Raw genomic sequence first — 19,301 nt, forward strand, 5'->3', positions numbered from 1 at the left:
ATGGATTTTGCTGCGATGATGCCATTGGCCGGAACGCTGGGCGTGACGATCCATGAAGGCAGCAAGGAGCTTGTCGCCGGAAAGCTGCCCGTGCGCGCCGAAATCTGTACCGCGGGTGGGATCGTTCACGGCGGAGCGATCATGGCCTTTGCCGACTGCCTGGGCGCGGTCGGGGCGTTTTTGACGCTGCCCGAGGGCGCGAGCGGCACGACGACGATTGAGAGCAAGACCAATTTCCTAGGCGCCGGACCGGTTGGATCCGTGCTGATCGGCGAGGCGACTCCGGTGAAGATCGGCAAGCGCGTGTCGGTCTGGCAGACGCGCATCCGTATCGAGGACGGCGCCGATGTCGCGCTGGTGACGCAGACGCAGCTGGTGCTTTGGCCAGCCTGACCGCCCCCGCCATCGTCTGTGCGGTGCGCGCGCATGGCGAGCATGGGGCGATATTGCGCGCGCTGACCGAGGAAGCTGGTCTGGTCGCGGGCTATGTGCGCGGCGGGCGGTCGACGCGGCTGCGCCCGATCTTGATGGCGGGCAATCTGATCGCGCTTGAACTGCGCGCGCGCACCGAGGAGCAATTGGCGAGCGCCACTGCCGAACTTCTGGAAAGCCGCGCGCCGTTGCTCGCCGAGCCGCTGGCGGCGGCCGCCATCGACTGGGTGACCAGCGTTACGGCGATGCTCTTGCCCGAAAGCCAGCCCTATCCGGCGCTCTATTCGGCGCTGTCGGGGCTGCTCGATGCGATCGGGGTTGCATCGTCGGCGCGGCAATGGGCAGCGGCGCTGGCGCGATATGAACTGCTGTTGCTCGCCGAACTGGGGTTCGGGCTCGATCTCGACGAATGTGTGGTGACCGGAATTTCGAGCGACCTGGCGTTCGTAAGCCGGAAGTCGGGTGGTGCAGTCAGTGCCGCGGCTGCGGTTGGCTATGAAGAGCGACTGCTCCGCCTGCCGCTCTTCCTGCGGGGCGCCGATGCGGGGCCGTCGCTGGCGGATGTCCTCGACGGATTGGCGATCACCGGCCATTTCATCGACCGCGACCTACTCGACGGGCGCGCGCGCGATCTGCTCGATGTGCGCGCGCGATTGATCGATCGGCTGGGCAGGGCGGTTGCGTGACGCGCCGCCGCTGTCTAAGCGGCGGGCGAGACACGAAAGGGCGACAAGTTGAAAATCCTGCTGCTGGCTGGCGACGGTATCGGTCCGGAGATCATGGTTGAGGCCGAGAAGGTGCTCGCCGCGCTGGCGCTGCCGGTGACGCTCGACCGTGCGCTGGTCGGCGGGGCGGCCTATGCGGTGACCGGCCATCCGCTGCCGCCCGAGACGCTGGTAAAGGCGAAAGCCGCCGATGCGATCCTGTTCGGCGCAGTCGGCGATCCGCGCTTTGACAATGTTGAGCGCCATTTGCGCCCCGAACAGGCGATCCTCGGCTTGCGCTCGGAGCTTGGCCTGTTCGCCAATCTCCGCCCCGCGAAAATGTTTGCCGGTCTGGAAGACAGCTCGGCGCTGCGCCCCGAAGTTGCGTCGGCGATCGACCTGCTGATCGTCCGCGAACTCAATGGTGACGTCTATTTCGGCGAAAAAGGCACGCGCACGACCGCGACCGGCGAGCGTGAAGGTTATGACATCATGTCGTACAGCGAGAGCGAAGTGCGACGCATCGCACATGTCGCCTTTCGCGCAGCGCAAGGGCGCAAAGGACGGCTCTGTTCGGTCGACAAGGCCAATGTCCTGGAAACGTCGCAGCTGTGGCGCGATGTTGTGATCGAGGTTGCCGCCGACTATCCCGACGTCGCGCTCAGCCATATGTATGTGGACAACGCCGCGATGCAGCTGGTGCGCAATCCGGGGCAATTCGATGTCGTCGTCACGGGCAATCTGTTCGGCGACATTCTGTCCGATCAGGCGTCGATGTGCGTCGGCTCGATCGGCCTGCTCGCGTCGGCGTCGCTGAGCGAAGGCAAACAGGGACTGTACGAGCCGATCCACGGCAGCGCGCCCGACATTGCCGGACAGGGCATCGCCAACCCGCTGGCGATGATCCTGTCGCTCGCGATGTTGCTGCGCCATTCGGGCGACGACGCGGCAAGCGCGGATCGGATCGAGGCGGCGGTAGCGAAAGTGCTGGCCGATGGTTGCCGCGGCGCCGATCTGGGCGGTAACATGGGTACGGCGGCGCTCGGCGATGCGGTTGTTGCCGCTTTGAACGGATAGAGACATGAAAAAGACCACCGGTTTCGATCGCAACACCACGCGCAACTGGCACCCCGCGACGCAGGCGGTACGCGGCGGGACATGGCGCAGCGAGCATGGCGAGACGTCGGAGGCGCTGTTCCTGACCTCGGGCTATACTTACGACGATGCCGAAACGGTCGCGGCGCGCTTTGCGGGTGAGGCGCAGGGCATGACCTATTCGCGGCTGCAAAATCCGACCGTGGCCATGCTCGAAGAACGCATCGCGCTGATGGAGGGCGCCGAAGCGTGCCGGACGCAGGCGACGGGCATGGCGGCGATGACAACAGCGTTGCTGTGCCAGCTATCGGCGGGCGACCATATCGTCGCGGCAAAAGCCGCGTTCGGGTCGTGCCGCTGGCTGGTCGATCAGCTGTGTCCGCGCTTCGGGATCGAAACAACGGTGATCGACGGGCGCGACAATGATGCTTGGGAACGCGCGATCAAGCCGAACACCAAGGTGTTTTTCTTTGAAACCCCGGCCAATCCGACGATGGACATCGTCGACATGAAGCATGTCTGCGGTGTCGCACGTGCGCACGGCATCACATCGGTGGTCGACAATGCCTTCGCGACCGCGGTGCTGCAACGGCCGATGGAGTTCGGCGCCGATGTCGTTGCCTATTCGGCGACCAAGCTGATGGAAGGGCAGGGTCGCGTGCTCGCCGGGGCGGTGTGCGGGACCGAGAAGTTCATCAACGACGTGCTGTTGCCGTTCCAGCGCAATACCGGGCCGAACCTGTCGCCCTTCAACGCTTGGGTCGTGCTGAAAGGACTCGAAACGCTGGACCTTCGTGCCAAGCGCCAGTCGGAAAACGCGCTGGCGGTTGGGAAATCGATCGAAAGCCGCGTTGCGCGCATGCTCCACCCCGGGCTGCCCAGCCATCCGCAGCATAATCTGGCGATGAGCCAGTCGGACGCCTGCGGGCCGATCTTTTCGTTCATCCTCGAAGACCGAAAACAGGCGATGGCGTTCCTCAACGCGCTCGAACTCGTCGATATTTCAAACAATATCGGCGACTCGCGCAGCTTGTGCTGTCACCCCGCATCGACCACCCACTACAGCGTCAGCGCCGAGGCGCGCGCCGATATGGGGGTCGTCGAGGGGATGCTGCGGATCAATATCGGGCTGGAGGATTCGCGCGATGTGATCGCCGATCTGGACCAGGCATTGACCAGGGTCGGGCTTTGAGCGACGCTATGGGAACAATGATCGACTCCTTCTTCCCCTTTGCGACAACCACCGGACCCGTCACCGTGCGGGTGTCGGTCAGCTATTTGCCCGAACAGTCGCATCCGGCGCTGGGGCGCTGGTTCTGGGCCTATCATGTCCGGATCGAAAATCATGGCGAGTTTTCAGTCCAGTTGATCAGCCGTCACTGGCAGATCAGCGACGGTCGCGGCCGGACCAGTGAAGTCGAAGGCGAGGGCGTCGTCGGCGAGCAACCGTTGATCGCGCCCGGCGGCGCTTACGACTATGTTTCGGGCTGCCCGCTCCCGACCCCCGAAGGATCGATGGTCGGCAGTTACACGATGGAAATCGGCGACGGGTCGCAAATGCTGATCGCGATCCCGCATTTCCCGCTTGTGGCGCCTGCGACCGCGGCATGAAACGCACGCACCTGCCGCTGAACGCCTTGCGCGTGTTCGACGCTGCGGCCCGGCACCTCAGCTTTACGCGCGCCGCCGACGAGCTGGCGGTAACTCCTGCTGCGGTCGGACAGCAGATTCGCGCGCTAGAGGATATGCTGGGCGTCGTGCTGTTCCGCCGTACGCCCAAGGGGCTGGAGCTGACGGGCGAGGCCGAAGCGGGGCTCGACGCGCTGCGGCGGGGCTTCCTGCAGTTCGAGGAATCGGTACGTGCGATGCAGGCGGGGCAATCGTCGCAATCGCTGACCATCGCCGCGCCGCGCGACCTGACCGCGAAATGGCTCGCGCCGCGGCTTGCGCGTTATAGCCAGCAGGCACCCGATGTGCGCTTCACATTGGTATCTGCCGACAGCGGGATCGATTTCACCGAGGCCAACCTGGACCTCGCGATTTTCTGGTCCGACGGAATCGGCGAGCATGAAGGCGTTTCGCTCGCCGAGGCGCTGATGGTGACCGTCGCCGGTCCCGGCAGCAATAGCGACACGCGGATTGCCTGGCCCGGATGTCCGGTTGCCGACGGCGAGCCGGCGCTGCGGTTGGGCGATGCCGGCCTGGCGATCGATGCGGCGGCGAACGGGTTGGGGCAGGCCAATGTCCCGGCCATGCTGGCCGAAGCCGATATTGCGTCGGGCCGCGTTCGCCTGGTCGGCGATGCCTTTGCGGTCAAGCGCGGTTATTGGCTGGTGGCACCGACACCGCAATGGCGCCAAGCCAAGGTCAAGGCGCTGGTGGCGGCGCTGACGGCGGGCTGACTGTAACCCGAGGCGGATTTCGACCGAACCTTTCCCGATAGATATAAATCGGGGAATCAAAATGCTGAGAATATTAGATCGCTTTCCGTCGCAAGCGCTCGGATTTGCGGCGCTGCGTTGGTCCATGGTGTTCATCTTTGCAATGTTCGGTATCGCGAAATTTGCGACTTATGAGGCCGAAGGCGTTGCACAGATCGGCATGAATTACCCCTTGTTCGCCTGGATGTACCCGCTGATCGGCGTCCAAGGTACGAGCAACGTCATCGGATCGATCGAGTTGGCAACCGGCGCGTTGATCGCAATCGGGGCATGGTCGCATCGCGCCGGATTGGTCGGCGGCTTGATGGGTGTGTTCACTTTCCTCGTCACCCTCAGCTTCAGCTTGGGCGCGCCGCTGTGGGAGGAGGAATATGGGTTCCCGTTCATGGGATCTTTCGCGCAGTTCCTGTTCAAGGATGCCGTGTTGTTGGCGGCATGCCTGACCTTGGCGTTGCACGCCGCGCATATGCTGCGCACGCGCTCTGCATCGCCCACCTGATCGGCGCCGTCAGGGCTGGGCGGCGAGCGCCAGCAACCGGGTGACCAGCCCGACCAGAGGTTCGATCGCAACGTTGGCGTCGGGATTGTTCCAGCTTGCCGTCACGACGAAATATTTGCCATCGGATTTGCGCTCGGCGAGCAGGCTCATCGACAGGACGCCATTCTCCGACCCGCCCTTATAACCGAGGTAGCGCCAGTCTGTCGCCGCCACCGGTCCAACGCCGTTATTGATCGCCATCGCCGCCAAAGCGGCCGTCGACCCGCGCGCGCGCAGGTCGACCATCAGGCGGGCTATGTCGTTCGGGCTGGCGAACCATTCCAGGCTGTCGATAAAGCGCGGACCGGCGGTGAAGCTGACGCCGTCAACATTGTTCAGGATCAGTCGGTGCTGGTTGCCGTCGATCAGCTTGCGCTGGGCATGATCGTCGCCCGCGACAAAGGCGGCGCGCAGATCGTTGAAGTTGTTCCCTTTGAGGGCAAACGCCTCAACGGTGGTGAGCAAAGGTATATTTCTTGACGGGTTGCTGTGGCCCGCCGCGCGCATTCGTGCCTCGATCTTTTCGCGGCCGATTACGTGGATCAGCGTATCGGTGGCGCCATTGTCGCTGACCGAGATCATCCAGTTGGCGAGCGTTTGCAGGGTCACTGGCGTGTCTTGCGGCCAGTTCGCGGTTCCCGCCGACGAAAAGCTGAAGCGCGATAGCGGCACGACATCGGACCACCGCCGCTTACCCGCCGCAACCTGTGCGGCGAGTTCGTCGAGGATATACAATTTGAACGTCGAGCCGACCGCAAATTGCCGGTCGGGGTTGGCGGAGGCGAGGGGGCGAACGCCAGCCTGGCCCAGTTCGGCGACCAGAAATCCCGTTTGGCCGGGAAGCGCTGCAAAGTCCGCCGCGATCTTGTCATAATTGTCGCCTGCCATCGCAAAGCCCGTCAGGCGGAGGCCCATCACCCGTTCGTCGGTCGCTGCACCGACGTCGAGAAGCACCGTCCCCACGCCCTTTTCGAACCGCAGCAGGATCGTTCCCGATCGGCCATCAGCCGACGTTGCCTTTTCTACCGTCACCGGCTGGCCATATTGCGCAATGAGGCTGGTGGTAATCGCCTTGAACTGCGCTTCTGGTATCGCGACCTGAAAAACGGGATCGAAATATTCGGCAAAGGCGATGTTGCCGGTCATCATCTCAACGAGTTGCGCCGCTCGCCGATCAAAAGGCGTTTGCGTCGCTGGCGCGGCGGTGTCGGATGTTTGGGCGACGGCCAGATGCGGCGACAGCGCGGCCAACAAGGCCGCAGCAAGCGCGGCTAACACATAGTTGGCCATGCTCACCTCCTCAGGCGTCGATCGCGGCCTCGTCGAGCGTTGCCGCATTGGCTTGAATGAACTGGAAGCGATGCTCGGGGTGCTTGCCCATCAACCGATCAACCAGATCTTTGACCAGATGCCGTTCCTCATATTCCTGCGGTAGCGTGACGCGCAGCATTGAGCGGGTCGCCGGGTCCATCGTCGTTTCCTTGAGCTGGTTCGGGTTCATCTCGCCCAGCCCCTTGAACCGCCCGACATCGACCTTCTTGCCCTTGAACTGTTTCGCTTCGATTTCAGCACGATGCGCATCGTCACGCGCATAAGTCGTTACGTTGCCGGCGGTAAGACGATAGAGCGGCGGCTGCGCCAGATAGAGGTGACCGCGACGGACAATGTCGGGCATTTCCTGAAAGAAAAAGGTCATCAGCAAGGTCGCGATATGGGCGCCATCAACATCGGCGTCGGTCATGATCACGATTTTTTCGTAGCGCAGCCGGTCGGCGTCGCAGTCCTTGCGCATCCCGCAACCCAAGGCGAGCGCCAGGTCGGCGATTTCCTGATTGGCGCGGATCTTGTCATTGCTGGCGCTCGCGACGTTCAATATCTTGCCGCGGATCGGTAGGATGGCTTGGGTTTTGCGGTTTCGAGCCTGCTTGGCGCTGCCGCCCGCGCTATCGCCTTCGACGATAAATAATTCAGTACCTTCGGGTCCATCGTTCGCGCAGTCGGTGAGCTTTCCGGGCAGCCGCAGCTTGCGCCCGCTGGTGGCGGTCTTGCGCTTCACCTCACGCTCGGCCTTGCGCTTCAGGCGCTCGTCCATGCGGTCGAGGATCAAGCCTAGCAAGGCGCGGCCGCGGTCCATATTGTCCGACAGGAAATGGTCGAAATGGTCTCGCACCGCATTTTCGACGAAACGCGTCGCTTCCGGGCTGCTCAGCCGGTCCTTCGTCTGGCTTTGAAACTGCGGGTCGCGGATAAAAACCGACAGCATCATTTCGCCGCCGTTAAACACATCCTCAGCGGTGATCTGCGCCGCCTTTTTCTGACCGATCAGCTCGCCAAAGCCGCGTAATCCCTTGGTCAGCGCCGATCGCAATCCCGCTTCGTGGGTGCCGCCAGCCGGGGTGGGAATGGTGTTGCAATACCAGCTATAGCTGCCATCGGACCACAAAGGCCAGGCGATCGCCCATTCGGCACGACCCTGATCGCCCGGGAAATCCTGCCTCCCGATGAAAGGGTCGGCGGTCGCGCATTCGCGGGTACCGATCTGTTCCTTCAAATGATCGGCGAGGCCGCCGGGAAATTGGAAAATTGCCTCGGCGGGCGTATCATCGCCGATCAGTTCAGGCGCACATTTCCAGCGGATTTCGACGCCCGCGAACAGATACGCCTTCGATCGCGCCATGCGATAGAGGCGTTGCGGCTTGAAACGTCCGTGATCGCCGAAAATTTCCGGGTCTGGGACGAAGCTGACGCTCGTCCCGCGTCGGTTGGGCGTGGGACCGAGCTCTTCTAGCCCGCCGAGCGGGGCGCCGCGCGAGAAACGCTGGCGGTAAAGCTGCTTGCCACGTGCAACCTCGATCTCGGTGTCGACCGAAAGAGCGTTGACGACGCTGACCCCGACACCGTGCAGGCCACCCGACGTGGCATAGGCCTTGCCCTCGAACTTGCCGCCCGAATGCAGCATGGTCATGATGACTTCGAGGGCCGACTTGTCCGGAAATTTTGGATGTGGATCGACCGGCATGCCGCGTCCGTTGTCGGTTACGGTCAGCCGGTTGCCGACGTCGAGCGTCACTTCGATGCGGTTCGCGTGCCCGGCGACGGCCTCGTCCATGCTGTTATCGATCACCTCGGCGGCGAGGTGATGCAGCGCGCGCTCATCGGTCCCGCCGATGTACATGCCCGGGCGCCGACGGACGGGTTCCAGTCCCTCCAGCACCTCGATCTGCGAAGCATTATAGCTCTCGGTGGCCGGGGTCGCGGCGTCGAACAAATCGTGACTCATGGCATGGCTATAGGGGGCGGCCAAGCCCACTGGCAAGCGCGGTTTTTGGCGCACCACGTCCCCCTTTCCGCATTCGCTTCATCCCGTTTTTGGTCAGCGAGGGAACTTTGATCGAGACAAGGGGGTTTGGCCGGAGACTAAAAAGTCATTCAAAAAGCGGAGTAAAAAATGAAAACTCTCTCTCTCCTAGCTGTCTTGGCGGCGAGCACCGTGGCCGTTCCGGCTTTTGCCCAAGACCGCGACACCTCGCAGGATTTCAACGGCCCCTACATCAGCATCGGCGGTGGCGGTACTTTGCAAGGCAACGACAACGGCGAAACCGTGTTGTTTGATACCAACCGCGACGGCACCTATGGCGACCAGGTAACGACCGTCGGCGGCGCCAACGCTTTCTCGACGGGCTTTTGTAACGGCGCGGCAACCAGCAGCGCAAACCGCAATTGCCGCAATGACAAGGACGGCCCGGAATATTTCGGCCGCCTGGGTTTTGACAAGCGTATGGGCAACTTCGTCCTTGGCGCCGTGATCGAGGGCGGACGCAGCGTCGCGCGCGACAGCGTCACTGCCTTTTCGACGACCCCTGCCAGCTACACCTTCAGCCGTGAAGCCGATTATCAGGCCAATGCTCGCCTGCGTGCCGGTTACACGCCCGGTGGCGGCGCTCTGTTCTATGTGACCGGTGGCGGTGCTTATGCGCGCCTCGACAACCGTTTCTCGACGAGCAACGGCGCCAACAGCTTTGCCGATAATGGTAAAACGAACGGTTGGGGCTACACCGCCGGTGGCGGTGCCGAAGTGATGGTGACCAACAACATCGCGCTCGGCCTCGAATATCTTTACACCGACATCAAGGACAATGATTTTGTCGTGAACGTCGGCCCGGGTACCGCACCGGCGACTAACCCGTTCCTGCTGAACGGTGGCGGGACTGACATGAAGCGCAGCAGTGACAATTTCCGTACGCACAGCGTACGTGGCACGCTGAGCTTCCGCTTCTAAACTCTCGTAGAAGCGGCGATAGGAGGGCGTCGGATCGAAAGATCCGGCGCCTTTCGCTTATGGAGCAGTCGGGGCCGCAAAAATCGCGAAATTGCCGTTGGCGCTGCTGACCAAGCGGCCGTTCTGATAAAGCCTGGCCTCGATATTTGCGACGCGTTTGCCGCGATGCAGCACTGCAGCCTCACAGGTCAGCCGTCCTTCGTCGACGCGGACATGATAGTTGAATTTGATTTCCAGCGTCGCACACCATTGGTCGTCGTCGAGCAGGCTGGTCAGCGCGCCGCCCATGGCGGTATCGGCCAGCGAATAGGCGACCCCGCCATGCGCCGCGCCCTGTGGGTTGAAGTGCTGACGTGCATTGACGTCAATCGCCATGGTACAGCGTCCGTCGCCGCGCCCGACGCCTTGCAGGCCAAGCGCGCGCGCAAACTCAAAATCCTGCTCGAACGGCTTCACCGAACGCGCGGCCCCCCGAAAGGCGGCGGCGGCGGTGGGCGACGCGTACCGCGCGGCAGTTGAGCCTGATAGGCGCGGCCACAATGTTCGACGCAATAGGGGAAGCCGGGGTTCACGGCCTGGCCGCAAAAATGGAAATCGGGCTCGCCCGGATGGCCCATCGGCCAGCGGCAGATACGGTCATTAAGGTCGAGCAGCGTCGTCTTGTCGGCGATATCGGGGCTTGGCTTCGCCGGAATCAGGCGACGCGGCGGGGCCGGCGGAATCGGCGCCTGTTGGTCGCCCGGACCCTGGCGGATGAAGCCGCCGGGGCCGATCGACACGATGCGCGGTTGATCCGCCTTTGGGATTTGCGCACCGACCGAACCGTCGGCGGTGGGCGTCCCGACGGTCGGGCGCGCTTCGGACTTCGGCGGAACGGCGGCGACCGGGCGCGGTGCGACCGGGGCGGCGGCGCGCGGCGGCGCCGCCGGGGCCGACGGCTTTGGCGCAGGCGCGGCGGCGACCTTGGCGGGTTTGGCCTTGTCGGTTGCTTTGACGGGCGAGGGGCGCGATTTCAGGCCGAGGCGATGCGCCTTGCCGATTACCGCGTTGCGGCTTACCCCGCCGAGTTCTTCGGCGATCTGGCTGGCGGTCAGCCCTTTTTCCCACATGTTGCGCAGGCTTTCGATGCGCTCATCGGTCCATGACATAATCTATTCCTTATCATTCCACGCCGCGGGCCATTTCGCGGTCATCCATGCGATCCTTTCGGACCGGCGCCACTGCCCAGCTTGCGGTAAGATCGGGGAGGCGATAGGCGAGAACGCCATGAACGACCAGCCCCAAATTTCGCGACCCGACTCGAGCAAATTCGCGGCAAGCCCGCCCTTTGCAGAACCGGGAGTGCCGCATATCCGGACGCTCAACGTGCCCGGCATGCAGGCGCTATATGTCAAGGAGGTGCGGCGGTTTTTCAAGGTGCAGCTGCAAACAATCTGGGCACCGGCCATCACCACGCTTTTGTTCCTAGTGATTTTCACCGTCGCGCTCGGCGGGGCCGGGCGTAAAGTCATCGGCGTTCCCTTCGCCGATTTCATCGCGCCGGGCCTGATCATGATGGCCATGCTGCAGAATAGCTTCGCCAATGCGAGCTTTTCGCTCCTCGTCGGCAAGATCCAAGGGACGATCGTCGACTATCTGATGCCCCCGCTCGCCGTTGGCGAGTTGATCATCGCACTGGTTGGCGCAGCGATTACGCGATCGATCCTGGTTGGTCTGGCACTCTGGCTTGCGATGCTCTTGTGGCCCGGTGTTCACGTCCTGCCAGATCATTTGTGGGCGGTGGTTGTGTTCGGGGTCCTGGGCGCGTCGATGCTAGGGTTTCTTGGCCTCATCACGTCGATTTGGGCGGAGAAATTCGACCATGCGGCAGCCGTGACCAATTTTGTTGTGACGCCGCTCGCTCTGCTTTCGGGGACGTTCTACTCGGTCGATCGGCTCGCGCCCTGGTTCCAGACCGTCGCGCACGGCAATCCCGTCTATTATGCAATCATGGGATTCCGCTACGGGTTTATCGGTACGGTCGATTCGACGATCGCCAACCCCGTGCTGACCGCCATGTTAGTGCTGGTCGCCATCAACATCGTGCTGGGATTGCTGACATATCGCCTGCTGGCGTCGGGCTGGAAGCTGAAAGCCTGACCGCGCCGGCGTGTTTAAGGCTTAGTGGCGGTGGATTGCACGGACGCGATAGCGCCCGTCATCCAACCCTTCGAACATGGCGTCGATCTGCGGATGGTCGATCGGGCCGCCCTCGGCATCGGGCAACAGATTTTGCTGGCTGACGTACGCAATATAGGATGAATCGCCGTTTTCGGCGAGCAGATGGTAATAGGGCTGAGCCTTCGCCGGACGAATTTCCTCCGGGATCGCTTCATACCATTCGTCGCTGTTGGCAAAGACCGGGTCAATGTCGAACACGACCCCGCGAAAATCGAACATGCGGTGACGCACGATGTCGCCCGGCGCAAAATTCGCGCGGCCAATGAGCGGAGCGTCGACGGTCGCGAGGCGTTCGGCGGAGGATTCGGGCGTCATTGCTCCAATCTATGCCTATTCCTTCCTGTTTCAAGTCCGTTACACTCACTCGTCCGCGGACCGACCGAATCCCGGCTGTGACGAAGGTTACAGACGTCTCGGCGGTTCGGGCTAGTGCCGGTTCGGCCGCCGCTAAGTCCGGGCTGGATTGCGGGCGGTATTGATTGGCAACAGGGAAAGGCATTTCATGAGCGACATTCCGTCCAGCAACCCCACTCCTCCCGGGCATCCGGCATCGGGTATCATCCAGCGCGCCAAGGACATCATCCTTAAACCGAAAGAGACATGGTCTGGCATCGCGGCGGAACCCGCAACGACGCAGTCCATCTATGTTCCTTATGTCCTGTTGCTGGCCGCGATCGGGCCGTTGGCGGGGTTCATCGGCGGGCAGGTCTTTGGTATCACGGTGTTCGGCGTGACCTATCATCCGCCGCTGGTCGGCGCGTTGGTGTCGGCTATCGTTTCCTACGGTCTGGGGCTGGCGACTGTTTTTGTGCTCGCTCTGGTCATCGATGGCCTCGCGCCCAACTTTGGCGGGCAGAAAGATCAGGTTCAGGCGCTGAAGGTCGCGGCATACTCGGCGACGGCCGGCTGGGTCGGTGGAGTTTTCCAGCTGATTCCAGCCCTTTCGCTGATCGGCGTTCTTTTCGGCCTCTATGGGCTTTATCTTCTTTATCTGGGGTTGCCGGTGCTGATGAAATCGCCGCAAGACAAGGCGTTCGGTTACACTGCTGTCGTCGTCGTTGTCGCGATCGTGCTGTTCCTGATTGTCGGCGCGGTCGTCGGCGCCTTGGCGGCTCCGTCGCTGCTCAGCATCAGGGGATAAGGCTGGTCAGCCGTCCCGGCGTTGTGCCGGGGCGGCCGTCATCCTGGTGGTCAAATCAGGGAAAAATGGAGGAGAGTGAGGGATTCGAACCCTCGGTACCGTTGCCGGCACTTCGCATTTCGAGTGCGACGCTTTCGACCACTCAGCCAACTCTCCTCGCTGAGAGCAGACGCCCCTAGCGGCGGTCCGTCGTCGTTGCAACCCTCTCGTCACAAAATCGCGGCTCGCCGCCAGCTGCCGGCGTTGAATCAGGGTTTGTCGGCCTCCCACCAATAGGCTGTGCGCTTGCGATTGCCCGTCTCGGCCTCGTTCATCGTTAACGGATCGTAGAGCCGCCCGCCCAGCATCACGCGGTGGATCTGTTCGGTGTTGCGAATATTCTGGGTCGGGTCGGCATCCAGAATAAGGAGGTCGGCGAGCTTCCCTGCCTCCAGCGATCCGATATCCTTCGCATAGCCCAACGAGGTCGCGGGCATGATTGTCGCGGCGCGCAGCGCGTCGATATTGCTCCACCCGCCGCGCACGAACGACCATATTTCCCAATGCGCGCCCAGCCCCGATTGCTGACCGTGGGCGCCGATCGAAACCATCCGCCCGGCTGCTGCGATCTTGCCCGCTTCGCGGGCCGAATCATCGTCGACATAATCGGCCTCGGGCGCGATCACGCGGCGCTTGTTGTTCGCGGCAAGCTCGGTTGGCGGGATGTGTTTGGTCAGGATCGGATGCTCCCACACATCGGTGTGCGCACGCCAATAGGGATCGCCCGCCGGGCCGCCATAGGTGACGACGAGGGTCGGGGTATAATCGACCTGCGTCTGGCCCCACAGCTGCACCAGATCTTTGTAGAAAGTGTGGAGCGGGATGTTGTGCTCGACGGTCGAGTTGCCGTCCTGGATCAGCGTCAAGTCCATCGTATAGAGCGAGCCGCCCTCCGGCACGACAGTCATCCCTTCGGCCTGCGCCGCCTTGACGACCATCTGGCGCTGTTCGCGGCGTGGCTGGTTGTAGTTTTTGACGCTGTGTGCCCCTTGCGCCTTCAACCGGCGGACATGGCCGAGCGCATCTTCATAGCTGTTGATTTCGGCATAAACGCCCGCCGCCTTTGCGCCGTAAATGATCTCGCCGGTCGAAAAGATGCGCGGCGCCAGGATCAGCCCGGCGCGCTGCATTTCGGACGACACGAAGATTTCCGACGCGCGCGACGATGGGTTGTGGCTGGTTGTCGTTCCCATCGCGAGATTGACGATTTCGGACCAGTTTTGCTGCGGTACCAGCTCGTCGTCGCCGTGGCTGCCGTGGGCATGGGCATCAACGAAGCCGGGGACGATCGTCTTGCCGGTTGCATCGACAGTCACCGCGCCAGCCGGAACGGTGATTGACACCAGCGGGCCGACAGCGGTGATACGGTCGCCCTCGATCACGATCGCGCCGTTTTCGATGATGCCGCCGTCCTTGTCGGCCATGGTGACGATTTTGGCGCCGGTGATGACGACGGTGCCCTTATGCTTCGACGCCCGCTCGGTCATGGCCAGCGACACGCCGTCAATCGGCGGCGCAAACTTGGGTGCTTTTTCATCCGCCGGGGCGTTGGTGAACAGGTTGGCGAGATCGGCGCTGAACAAGGTGGCGCCGCGGCTCCAGTGCAGTTTGGAGCCGCCATTCGACCAATGGATATAATCGGCGCCGCTGCCGCTGACCCGTGTGACAGGCAGCGCGCCGCTCTTGGTGCCGAGCGACACATCCTGCCCGCCGGGCATCAGTGGGGTGACATAGGCGTCGTAATTCTGGCGGAAGGCCAGGGTCCGGCCGTCGGGGGAAATTTCGTAATCACTGACCAGTTCGCCATTGGCATGGGTGCGCTTGTCCTGACCGTTGAGGTCCGTGCTGACGAGCTGGCTCTTGCCGTCAGCGGTGGTCACCATGAAGACGCGGTCGTTCGCAGCGCCGAACTGCGGTTTGGCACCCTCGCTGCTGATCCGTTCGGCAGTGCCGCCGGTGGCCGCGATGCGATAGACGCCGGGATCCTCGCTCCAGCGCGTCGATGTCAGCCCGCCGCTGCCGCGCCGTTCGAAGGCGATGGTCTTGCCGTCCGGGGAGAAGCGCGGTTCGGCATAATGACCGGGCACGGTCGTCACCTTGCGCGACGCGCCGCCGCCCGATCCGGCGACATGAATTTCGCCCATGCCGATGTCGGTCCAGCGGACGAAGACGACAGACTTGCCGTCGCGCGACCAACTGGGCCACGCCTCCAGCGCATTGTCCTTCGCCGCGGTCAGCCGCCGCGCGGCGCCGCCGCTCGCGGGTTTGATATAGAGCTTGCCCAAAGTTTCGAAGACTATGCTGCGGCCGTCGGGCGACACCTCGGCCCAGCGCGGCATCTGCGTGGTGAAGCTGTCGGGGGCCACTTCGACTGTCGGATGGGTGGCGTCGACGATCACACGGTCGTCGTTGATGCTGAAGGGAACAATACGGGCTTCGCCGCCGCCGCCGCTGACGCGGCGCAGCTTGCCCCCGGCCCAGAAGACGATGTCGCGGCTGTCCGGGGTCCAAGCCATGTTCGGATAGACGCCGGTGACCGCCCAGGTTTCCTGCACGTCCTGATCGAGCGCGTCATAAACCTTCTTCTCGGTGCCCGACGCGAGCTCTTTGATATAGAGTTTTGACTGGGTGCCTTCACGGCGCACAAATGCCAGACGCTTGCCGTCGGGCGAAGGAGTGGGGCGCACCGCGCCGCCGGCGCCCGATGCGGCGGTGCTGACCTCACCGTCCTGCAAACTGTAGCGCTCGATGTGGAACAGATCGGTGTTGCTGTCCTGCGCATATTCAAAGATCGGGCCGGGTGTGACGTTGCGGGTATAGAAAACGCTTTTTCCGTCAGCAGCGAAGATCGGCTCGCCCAGCTCTTTCTGGTGTCGTTCGTTAGGCTTCTTGACCAGCGGCACCCCAGCGCCGCCCGACACATGATACATCCACACCTCGCCAGTGCCGAGCGAACGGCCCGTCGTGAAATGCTTTTTGGCGACGATGAACTGGCCGTCGGGGCTCCAGCTTGGCTGGTTGAGCAGGCGGAAATCTTCCTTGCTCAATTGCACCTTGCCCGTGCCATCGCGGTTCATCAGCCAGATATTGTCGCCGCCGGCGCGGTCGGAGACGAAGGCGATGCGTTTGCCGTCGGGCGAGAAGCGCGGCTGATGTTCATAGGCCAGCCCTTCGGCAATGCGCGTCGGGGTGCCGCCCTCGATCGGCATGGTGTAGATGTCGCCGAGCAGGTCGAAGGCGATGGTGCGGCCGTCGGGCGCAACATCGACGTTCATCCAGCTGCCTTCGTCGACGGCGATATTCACCTTGCGCGTCGTCATGCCGGGCGGGGCGTTGACGTCCCATTTCTCGGGCTTGGCGTCGGTTGCCGTCGGTGGCGTTGCTTGCTGGGCGAAAACCGAGGTTGAACAAGCCAAAGTCGCCGCGAGGGCGAGAGCGAAGCGCGCCATGAAATTATCCCCTGTTGAAATTATCTGCCGACCATATGGCTTTGTCGGGTGAGCGCAAGGGCGGGGTTTCGATGAAGGCATCGACGGGATCGACCAGCGGCGATCCATCGTTCGTCATCGCGGGCTTGACCCGAGACCCGCCTTATCCGCAAGACAAAGCGGGTCCAAGGCTAAGCCGGGATGACGATAATATGTTGGGAGAGACAGGCGTGCCGCTCAAGGGAATACGAGTCCTCGATTTCGGTCGCTATATTGCTGGCCCCTATTGTGCCTCACTGCTCGCCGATTATGGCGCCGATGTTATCCGGATTGAGGCACCCGGCGGCAATGACGACCGCTTCACGGTTCCCGTCGCTGACGACGGGTCGGGCGCAATGTTCATGCAGATGAACCGTGGCAAGCGCTGCCTGACGCTGAAGCCCGGGAGCCCTGAGGGCCGCGAGATCGTGCGGCGGCTCGTCGAGGCCGCCGATGTCGTCATTGCCAACCTGCCGCAGGATGCCCTGGTCAAGCTGGGGCTCGATTTTGCGAGCCTGTCGGCGATCAATCCGCGGATCATCCTCGCCACGGCATCAGCCTTTGGCAGCGAGGGGCCGCTGGCGCAAAATGTTGGATTCGACGCGGTCGGGCAGGCGATGTCCGGCGCGGTGCATTTGACCGGAACCCCGGACCAGCCCTATCGCGCGCAGGTCAATTATGTCGATTTCGGCACCGCGCTGCATTGTGCGTTTGGCGTCATGATGGCGTTGCGCGAGCGCGAGACAACGGGGAAAGGGCAATGTGTTTCAGGCTCGCTGCTCGGTACCGCGCTCGCTTTTTCCAACGCGCTGGCGATCGACCATGCGCTCAACGGGATCGAACGCCAGCCGATCGGCAACCGCGCCTACAGCTCCGGGCCGACTGATATCTTCCGCACCCGCGACGGATGGATCGTGACGCAGATCGTCGGCGGCGGCATTTTTGCCCGCTGGGCCAATCTGGTCGGGCGCCCCGAACTGATCGACGACCCGCTCTATGCCAGCGACATCTTGCGCGGCGATAATGGCGAAGCGCTGAGCGTCATCATGCAGCATTGGTGCACCGAGCGCACCAATGCCGACGCGATTGCCGAGCTGGGCGCGGCGCGGGTTCCCGCCGCGCCGGTGCTGCGCGCGGGGGAAGCGCTGGCGCAGCCGCAGGTTCAGGCGATGGGGCTGGTCGAGCCGGTGGCCTATCCGGGCGCTGGCCAAGCCGTGCCAATGATCCGCGCGCCAATCCACCTGTCGGCCAGCAAAAAGCTGGCAGTTCAGCGCGCACCTCAGCTTGGCGAGCATAGCGATGCGATCCTGATCGAGCTGGGATATGACGTGGAGGCGATTTCCGCTTTGCGGGGGGCAAGGATTATTTGACCGGGCAGGGGTGGACGGGACGCCCAGTGCTTCTTAAGTTACCGACCAGTATAAAAATAAACCCAGGAGCGCTCGATGACCGATACCAGCGAATATGTACCGCCGAAAATCTGGACCTGGGACAAGGAAAGTGGTGGGCGTTTCGCCAATATCAACCGCCCGATCGCCGGGCCGACGCACGACAAGGATTTGCCGATCGGCAAACATCCGCTGCAGCTTTATTCACTTGGCACGCCCAATGGGGTGAAGGTTACCGTGCTGCTCGAGGAGCTGCTGGCAGCAGGACATAGCGGTGCCGAATATGACGCATGGCTGATCAACATCGGCGAGGGCGATCAGTTTTCGAGCGGTTATGTCGCCGCCAATCCGAACAGCAAAATCCCGGTGATGGTCGACCGCAGCGGCGCCGAGCCGATCCGTATCTTCGAATCGGGCGCGATCCTGATCCATCTGGCTGAGAAGTTCGGTGCCTTCCTGCCGACCGAGACCGCCCAGCGCGCCGAGGTTCTGTCGTGGCTGATGTGGCAGATGGGCAGCGCGCCCTTCCTTGGCGGCGGCTTTGGCCACTTCTACGCCTATGCGCCGTTCAAACAGGAGTATCCGATCAATCGCTATGCGATGGAGGTGAAACGACAGCTCGACGTGCTCGACCGGCGATTGGGCGAAAGCGAGTATCTGGGCGGTGCAGATTATACGATTGCCGATATGGCGGTGTGGCCCTGGTATGGCGCGCTGGTGAAGGGGCTCGTCTATGACGCTGGCGAATTTTTGCAGGTTCAGGACTATAAAAATGTCCAGCGCTGGACCGATCAGATTGCGGGGCGGCCGGCAGTGAAGCGCGGACGAATGGTCAATCGGGTGATGGGCGATCCGGCGAGTCAGCTTCGCGAACGTCATGATGCGTCTGACTTCGACCTCAAGACCCAGGACAAGCTGGAGGCCGCCGAATAAACGCATTTTGCGATGCGCGGGTGGCAGGGCGATATTAGCGGCTCGTCAATGATAGCGACGATGAGCAGGAATCCGCCCAGTTGCCCCGCGGCGCGTCGCCAACATTATATGTAAAACGCGCAAAAGCGGCGTCGGGCTCTCTCGATGCCGCTTTCATTCGGGGGCGCCATGCTGATCGGCATGACAGCTTTCCCTGAATTTATGCGGCAGCCCCGCAGACTCGTCCTGACCGGTAATGGCCTAGCGCGCGACAAGCGCGGCGCCGCGATTGTCGAGATGGCGCTCGTGCTGCCGCTGCTCCTCGCGCTGCTGATGGGGGTGCTGGTCTATGGGCAATATTTCATGCTGGCGCACAGTGTTCAGCAGGCGGCGAACGACGGTGCACGCGCTGCAATTGTCGGGCTGAATGCCGCGGACCGCCGCGCGGTCGCGGCGCGGGCGGTCGAACGGAGCCTGGCAGCGGTGACCGGTACGCACAGTGTTGCGGTGTCCGAAACCAGCGAGGCGATCACCGTCGCGGTCACGTTCACCGCGCCACCCGACAGTTTTCTGAGATCGGCGCTCGTACCGTCGCCGACCAATGTCATCAGGTCACGCGCGACCTTTGAATTGCCGGTGGATTGA

General features: G+C 62.8%; 19 protein-coding genes and 1 tRNA gene. 13 read left to right on the forward strand and 7 right to left on the reverse strand.

Annotation, left to right across the window (positions count from 1 at the left end; genetic code table 11):
• The 7 genes from ACQY6T_RS05470 to ACQY6T_RS05500 all read left to right on the forward strand — a co-directional run bounded on the left by ACQY6T_RS05470 (position 1) and on the right by ACQY6T_RS05500 (position 5,171).
• On the forward strand, positions 1–393 hold the full coding sequence (locus tag ACQY6T_RS05470) for a PaaI family thioesterase (protein WP_428629317.1): 393 nt from the start codon (positions 1–3) through the stop codon (positions 391–393).
• Positions 381–1,118, forward strand: a complete 738-nt coding sequence (gene recO / locus ACQY6T_RS05475) for a DNA repair protein RecO (protein ID WP_428629319.1) — start codon at positions 381–383, stop codon at positions 1,116–1,118. Before ACQY6T_RS05470 ends, recO begins: the two co-directional genes overlap by 13 nt.
• Positions 1,119–1,166: 48 nt before the next feature.
• The gene (gene leuB, locus ACQY6T_RS05480) at positions 1,167–2,213 is read left to right on the forward strand and encodes a 3-isopropylmalate dehydrogenase (protein WP_428629321.1); all 1,047 of its coding nucleotides are present in this window, start codon (positions 1,167–1,169) and stop codon (positions 2,211–2,213) included.
• A gap of 4 nt (positions 2,214–2,217) precedes the next feature.
• Entirely contained in the window at positions 2,218–3,423 is a 1,206-nt protein-coding gene (locus ACQY6T_RS05485) for a trans-sulfuration enzyme family protein (protein ID WP_428629323.1), read from the forward strand.
• Positions 3,424–3,440: 17 nt separating this feature from the next.
• Positions 3,441–3,842 carry a Co2+/Mg2+ efflux protein ApaG gene (gene apaG, locus ACQY6T_RS05490; protein ID WP_428629325.1) on the forward strand — a complete coding sequence of 134 codons (402 nt, stop codon included), beginning with the start codon at positions 3,441–3,443 and terminating at the stop codon, positions 3,840–3,842.
• The gene (locus ACQY6T_RS05495) at positions 3,839–4,633 is read left to right on the forward strand and encodes a LysR family transcriptional regulator (RefSeq protein WP_428629326.1); all 795 of its coding nucleotides are present in this window, start codon (positions 3,839–3,841) and stop codon (positions 4,631–4,633) included. The genes apaG and ACQY6T_RS05495 overlap by 4 nt, the downstream gene beginning before the upstream one ends.
• A gap of 61 nt (positions 4,634–4,694) precedes the next feature.
• Positions 4,695–5,171, forward strand: a complete 477-nt coding sequence (locus tag ACQY6T_RS05500) for a DUF417 family protein (RefSeq protein ID WP_428629328.1) — start codon at positions 4,695–4,697, stop codon at positions 5,169–5,171.
• Positions 5,172–5,180: 9 nt separating this feature from the next.
• Here ACQY6T_RS05500 and ACQY6T_RS05505 read toward each other — a convergent pair whose 3' ends face one another.
• Positions 5,181–6,500, reverse strand: coding sequence for a serine hydrolase (locus ACQY6T_RS05505; protein WP_428629330.1), 1,320 nt, complete (start codon positions 6,498–6,500; stop codon positions 5,181–5,183).
• A gap of 10 nt (positions 6,501–6,510) precedes the next feature.
• Positions 6,511–8,490, reverse strand: a complete 1,980-nt coding sequence (parE, locus tag ACQY6T_RS05510) for a DNA topoisomerase IV subunit B (RefSeq protein WP_428629332.1) — start codon at positions 8,488–8,490, stop codon at positions 6,511–6,513.
• Between the two features lie 168 nt (positions 8,491–8,658).
• Between parE and ACQY6T_RS05515 the strand changes: the two genes are divergently transcribed.
• Positions 8,659–9,489: an outer membrane protein gene (locus ACQY6T_RS05515; RefSeq protein WP_428629333.1), complete on the forward strand. Its 831-nt coding sequence runs from the start codon at positions 8,659–8,661 to the stop codon at positions 9,487–9,489.
• 57 nt (positions 9,490–9,546) lie between these two features.
• Here ACQY6T_RS05515 and ACQY6T_RS05520 read toward each other — a convergent pair whose 3' ends face one another.
• Positions 9,547–9,945 (reverse strand): PaaI family thioesterase, encoded by a 399-nt coding sequence (locus ACQY6T_RS05520; protein ID WP_428629335.1) that lies wholly within the window; start codon positions 9,943–9,945, stop codon positions 9,547–9,549.
• Positions 9,942–10,637 (reverse strand): GcrA family cell cycle regulator, encoded by a 696-nt coding sequence (locus ACQY6T_RS05525; RefSeq protein ID WP_428629337.1) that lies wholly within the window; start codon positions 10,635–10,637, stop codon positions 9,942–9,944. The genes ACQY6T_RS05520 and ACQY6T_RS05525 overlap by 4 nt, the downstream gene beginning before the upstream one ends.
• Positions 10,638–10,755: 118 nt before the next feature.
• Between ACQY6T_RS05525 and ACQY6T_RS05530 the strand changes: the two genes are divergently transcribed.
• Positions 10,756–11,628: an ABC transporter permease gene (locus tag ACQY6T_RS05530; RefSeq protein ID WP_428629339.1), complete on the forward strand. Its 873-nt coding sequence runs from the start codon at positions 10,756–10,758 to the stop codon at positions 11,626–11,628.
• Between the two features lie 21 nt (positions 11,629–11,649).
• On the opposite strand, the gene hspQ is transcribed toward ACQY6T_RS05530, so the two are convergent.
• The gene (hspQ, locus tag ACQY6T_RS05535) at positions 11,650–12,024 is read right to left on the reverse strand and encodes a heat shock protein HspQ (protein WP_428629341.1); all 375 of its coding nucleotides are present in this window, start codon (positions 12,022–12,024) and stop codon (positions 11,650–11,652) included.
• Positions 12,025–12,211: 187 nt separating this feature from the next.
• Between hspQ and ACQY6T_RS05540 the strand changes: the two genes are divergently transcribed.
• A complete protein-coding gene (locus ACQY6T_RS05540; protein WP_428629342.1) occupies positions 12,212–12,850 on the forward strand; it encodes a Yip1 family protein in 639 nt (212 codons plus the stop codon).
• A gap of 66 nt (positions 12,851–12,916) precedes the next feature.
• Here the strand turns inward: ACQY6T_RS05540 and ACQY6T_RS05545 are convergent.
• Both ACQY6T_RS05545 and ACQY6T_RS05550 read right to left on the reverse strand, forming a co-directional pair.
• Positions 12,917–13,006, reverse strand: a tRNA-Ser gene (locus ACQY6T_RS05545).
• Positions 13,007–13,098: 92 nt separating this feature from the next.
• The gene (locus ACQY6T_RS05550) at positions 13,099–16,338 is read right to left on the reverse strand and encodes an amidohydrolase family protein (protein ID WP_428629344.1); all 3,240 of its coding nucleotides are present in this window, start codon (positions 16,336–16,338) and stop codon (positions 13,099–13,101) included.
• A gap of 191 nt (positions 16,339–16,529) precedes the next feature.
• On the opposite strand from ACQY6T_RS05550, the gene ACQY6T_RS05555 reads away from it, so the two are divergent.
• From ACQY6T_RS05555 to ACQY6T_RS05565, 3 genes are all read left to right on the forward strand, one after another.
• Entirely contained in the window at positions 16,530–17,726 is a 1,197-nt protein-coding gene (locus tag ACQY6T_RS05555; RefSeq protein WP_428629346.1) for a CaiB/BaiF CoA transferase family protein, read from the forward strand.
• Positions 17,727–17,801: 75 nt separating this feature from the next.
• Complete coding sequence (gene yghU, locus ACQY6T_RS05560) at positions 17,802–18,677, forward strand: glutathione-dependent disulfide-bond oxidoreductase (RefSeq protein ID WP_428629348.1); 876 nt, start codon at positions 17,802–17,804, stop codon at positions 18,675–18,677.
• 201 nt (positions 18,678–18,878) lie between these two features.
• Positions 18,879–19,301, forward strand: a complete 423-nt coding sequence (locus tag ACQY6T_RS05565; protein ID WP_428629350.1) for a TadE/TadG family type IV pilus assembly protein — start codon at positions 18,879–18,881, stop codon at positions 19,299–19,301.

The sequence above is a fragment of the Sphingopyxis sp. genome, from assembly GCF_965279725.1.
GTDB lineage: Bacteria > Pseudomonadota > Alphaproteobacteria > Sphingomonadales > Sphingomonadaceae > Sphingopyxis.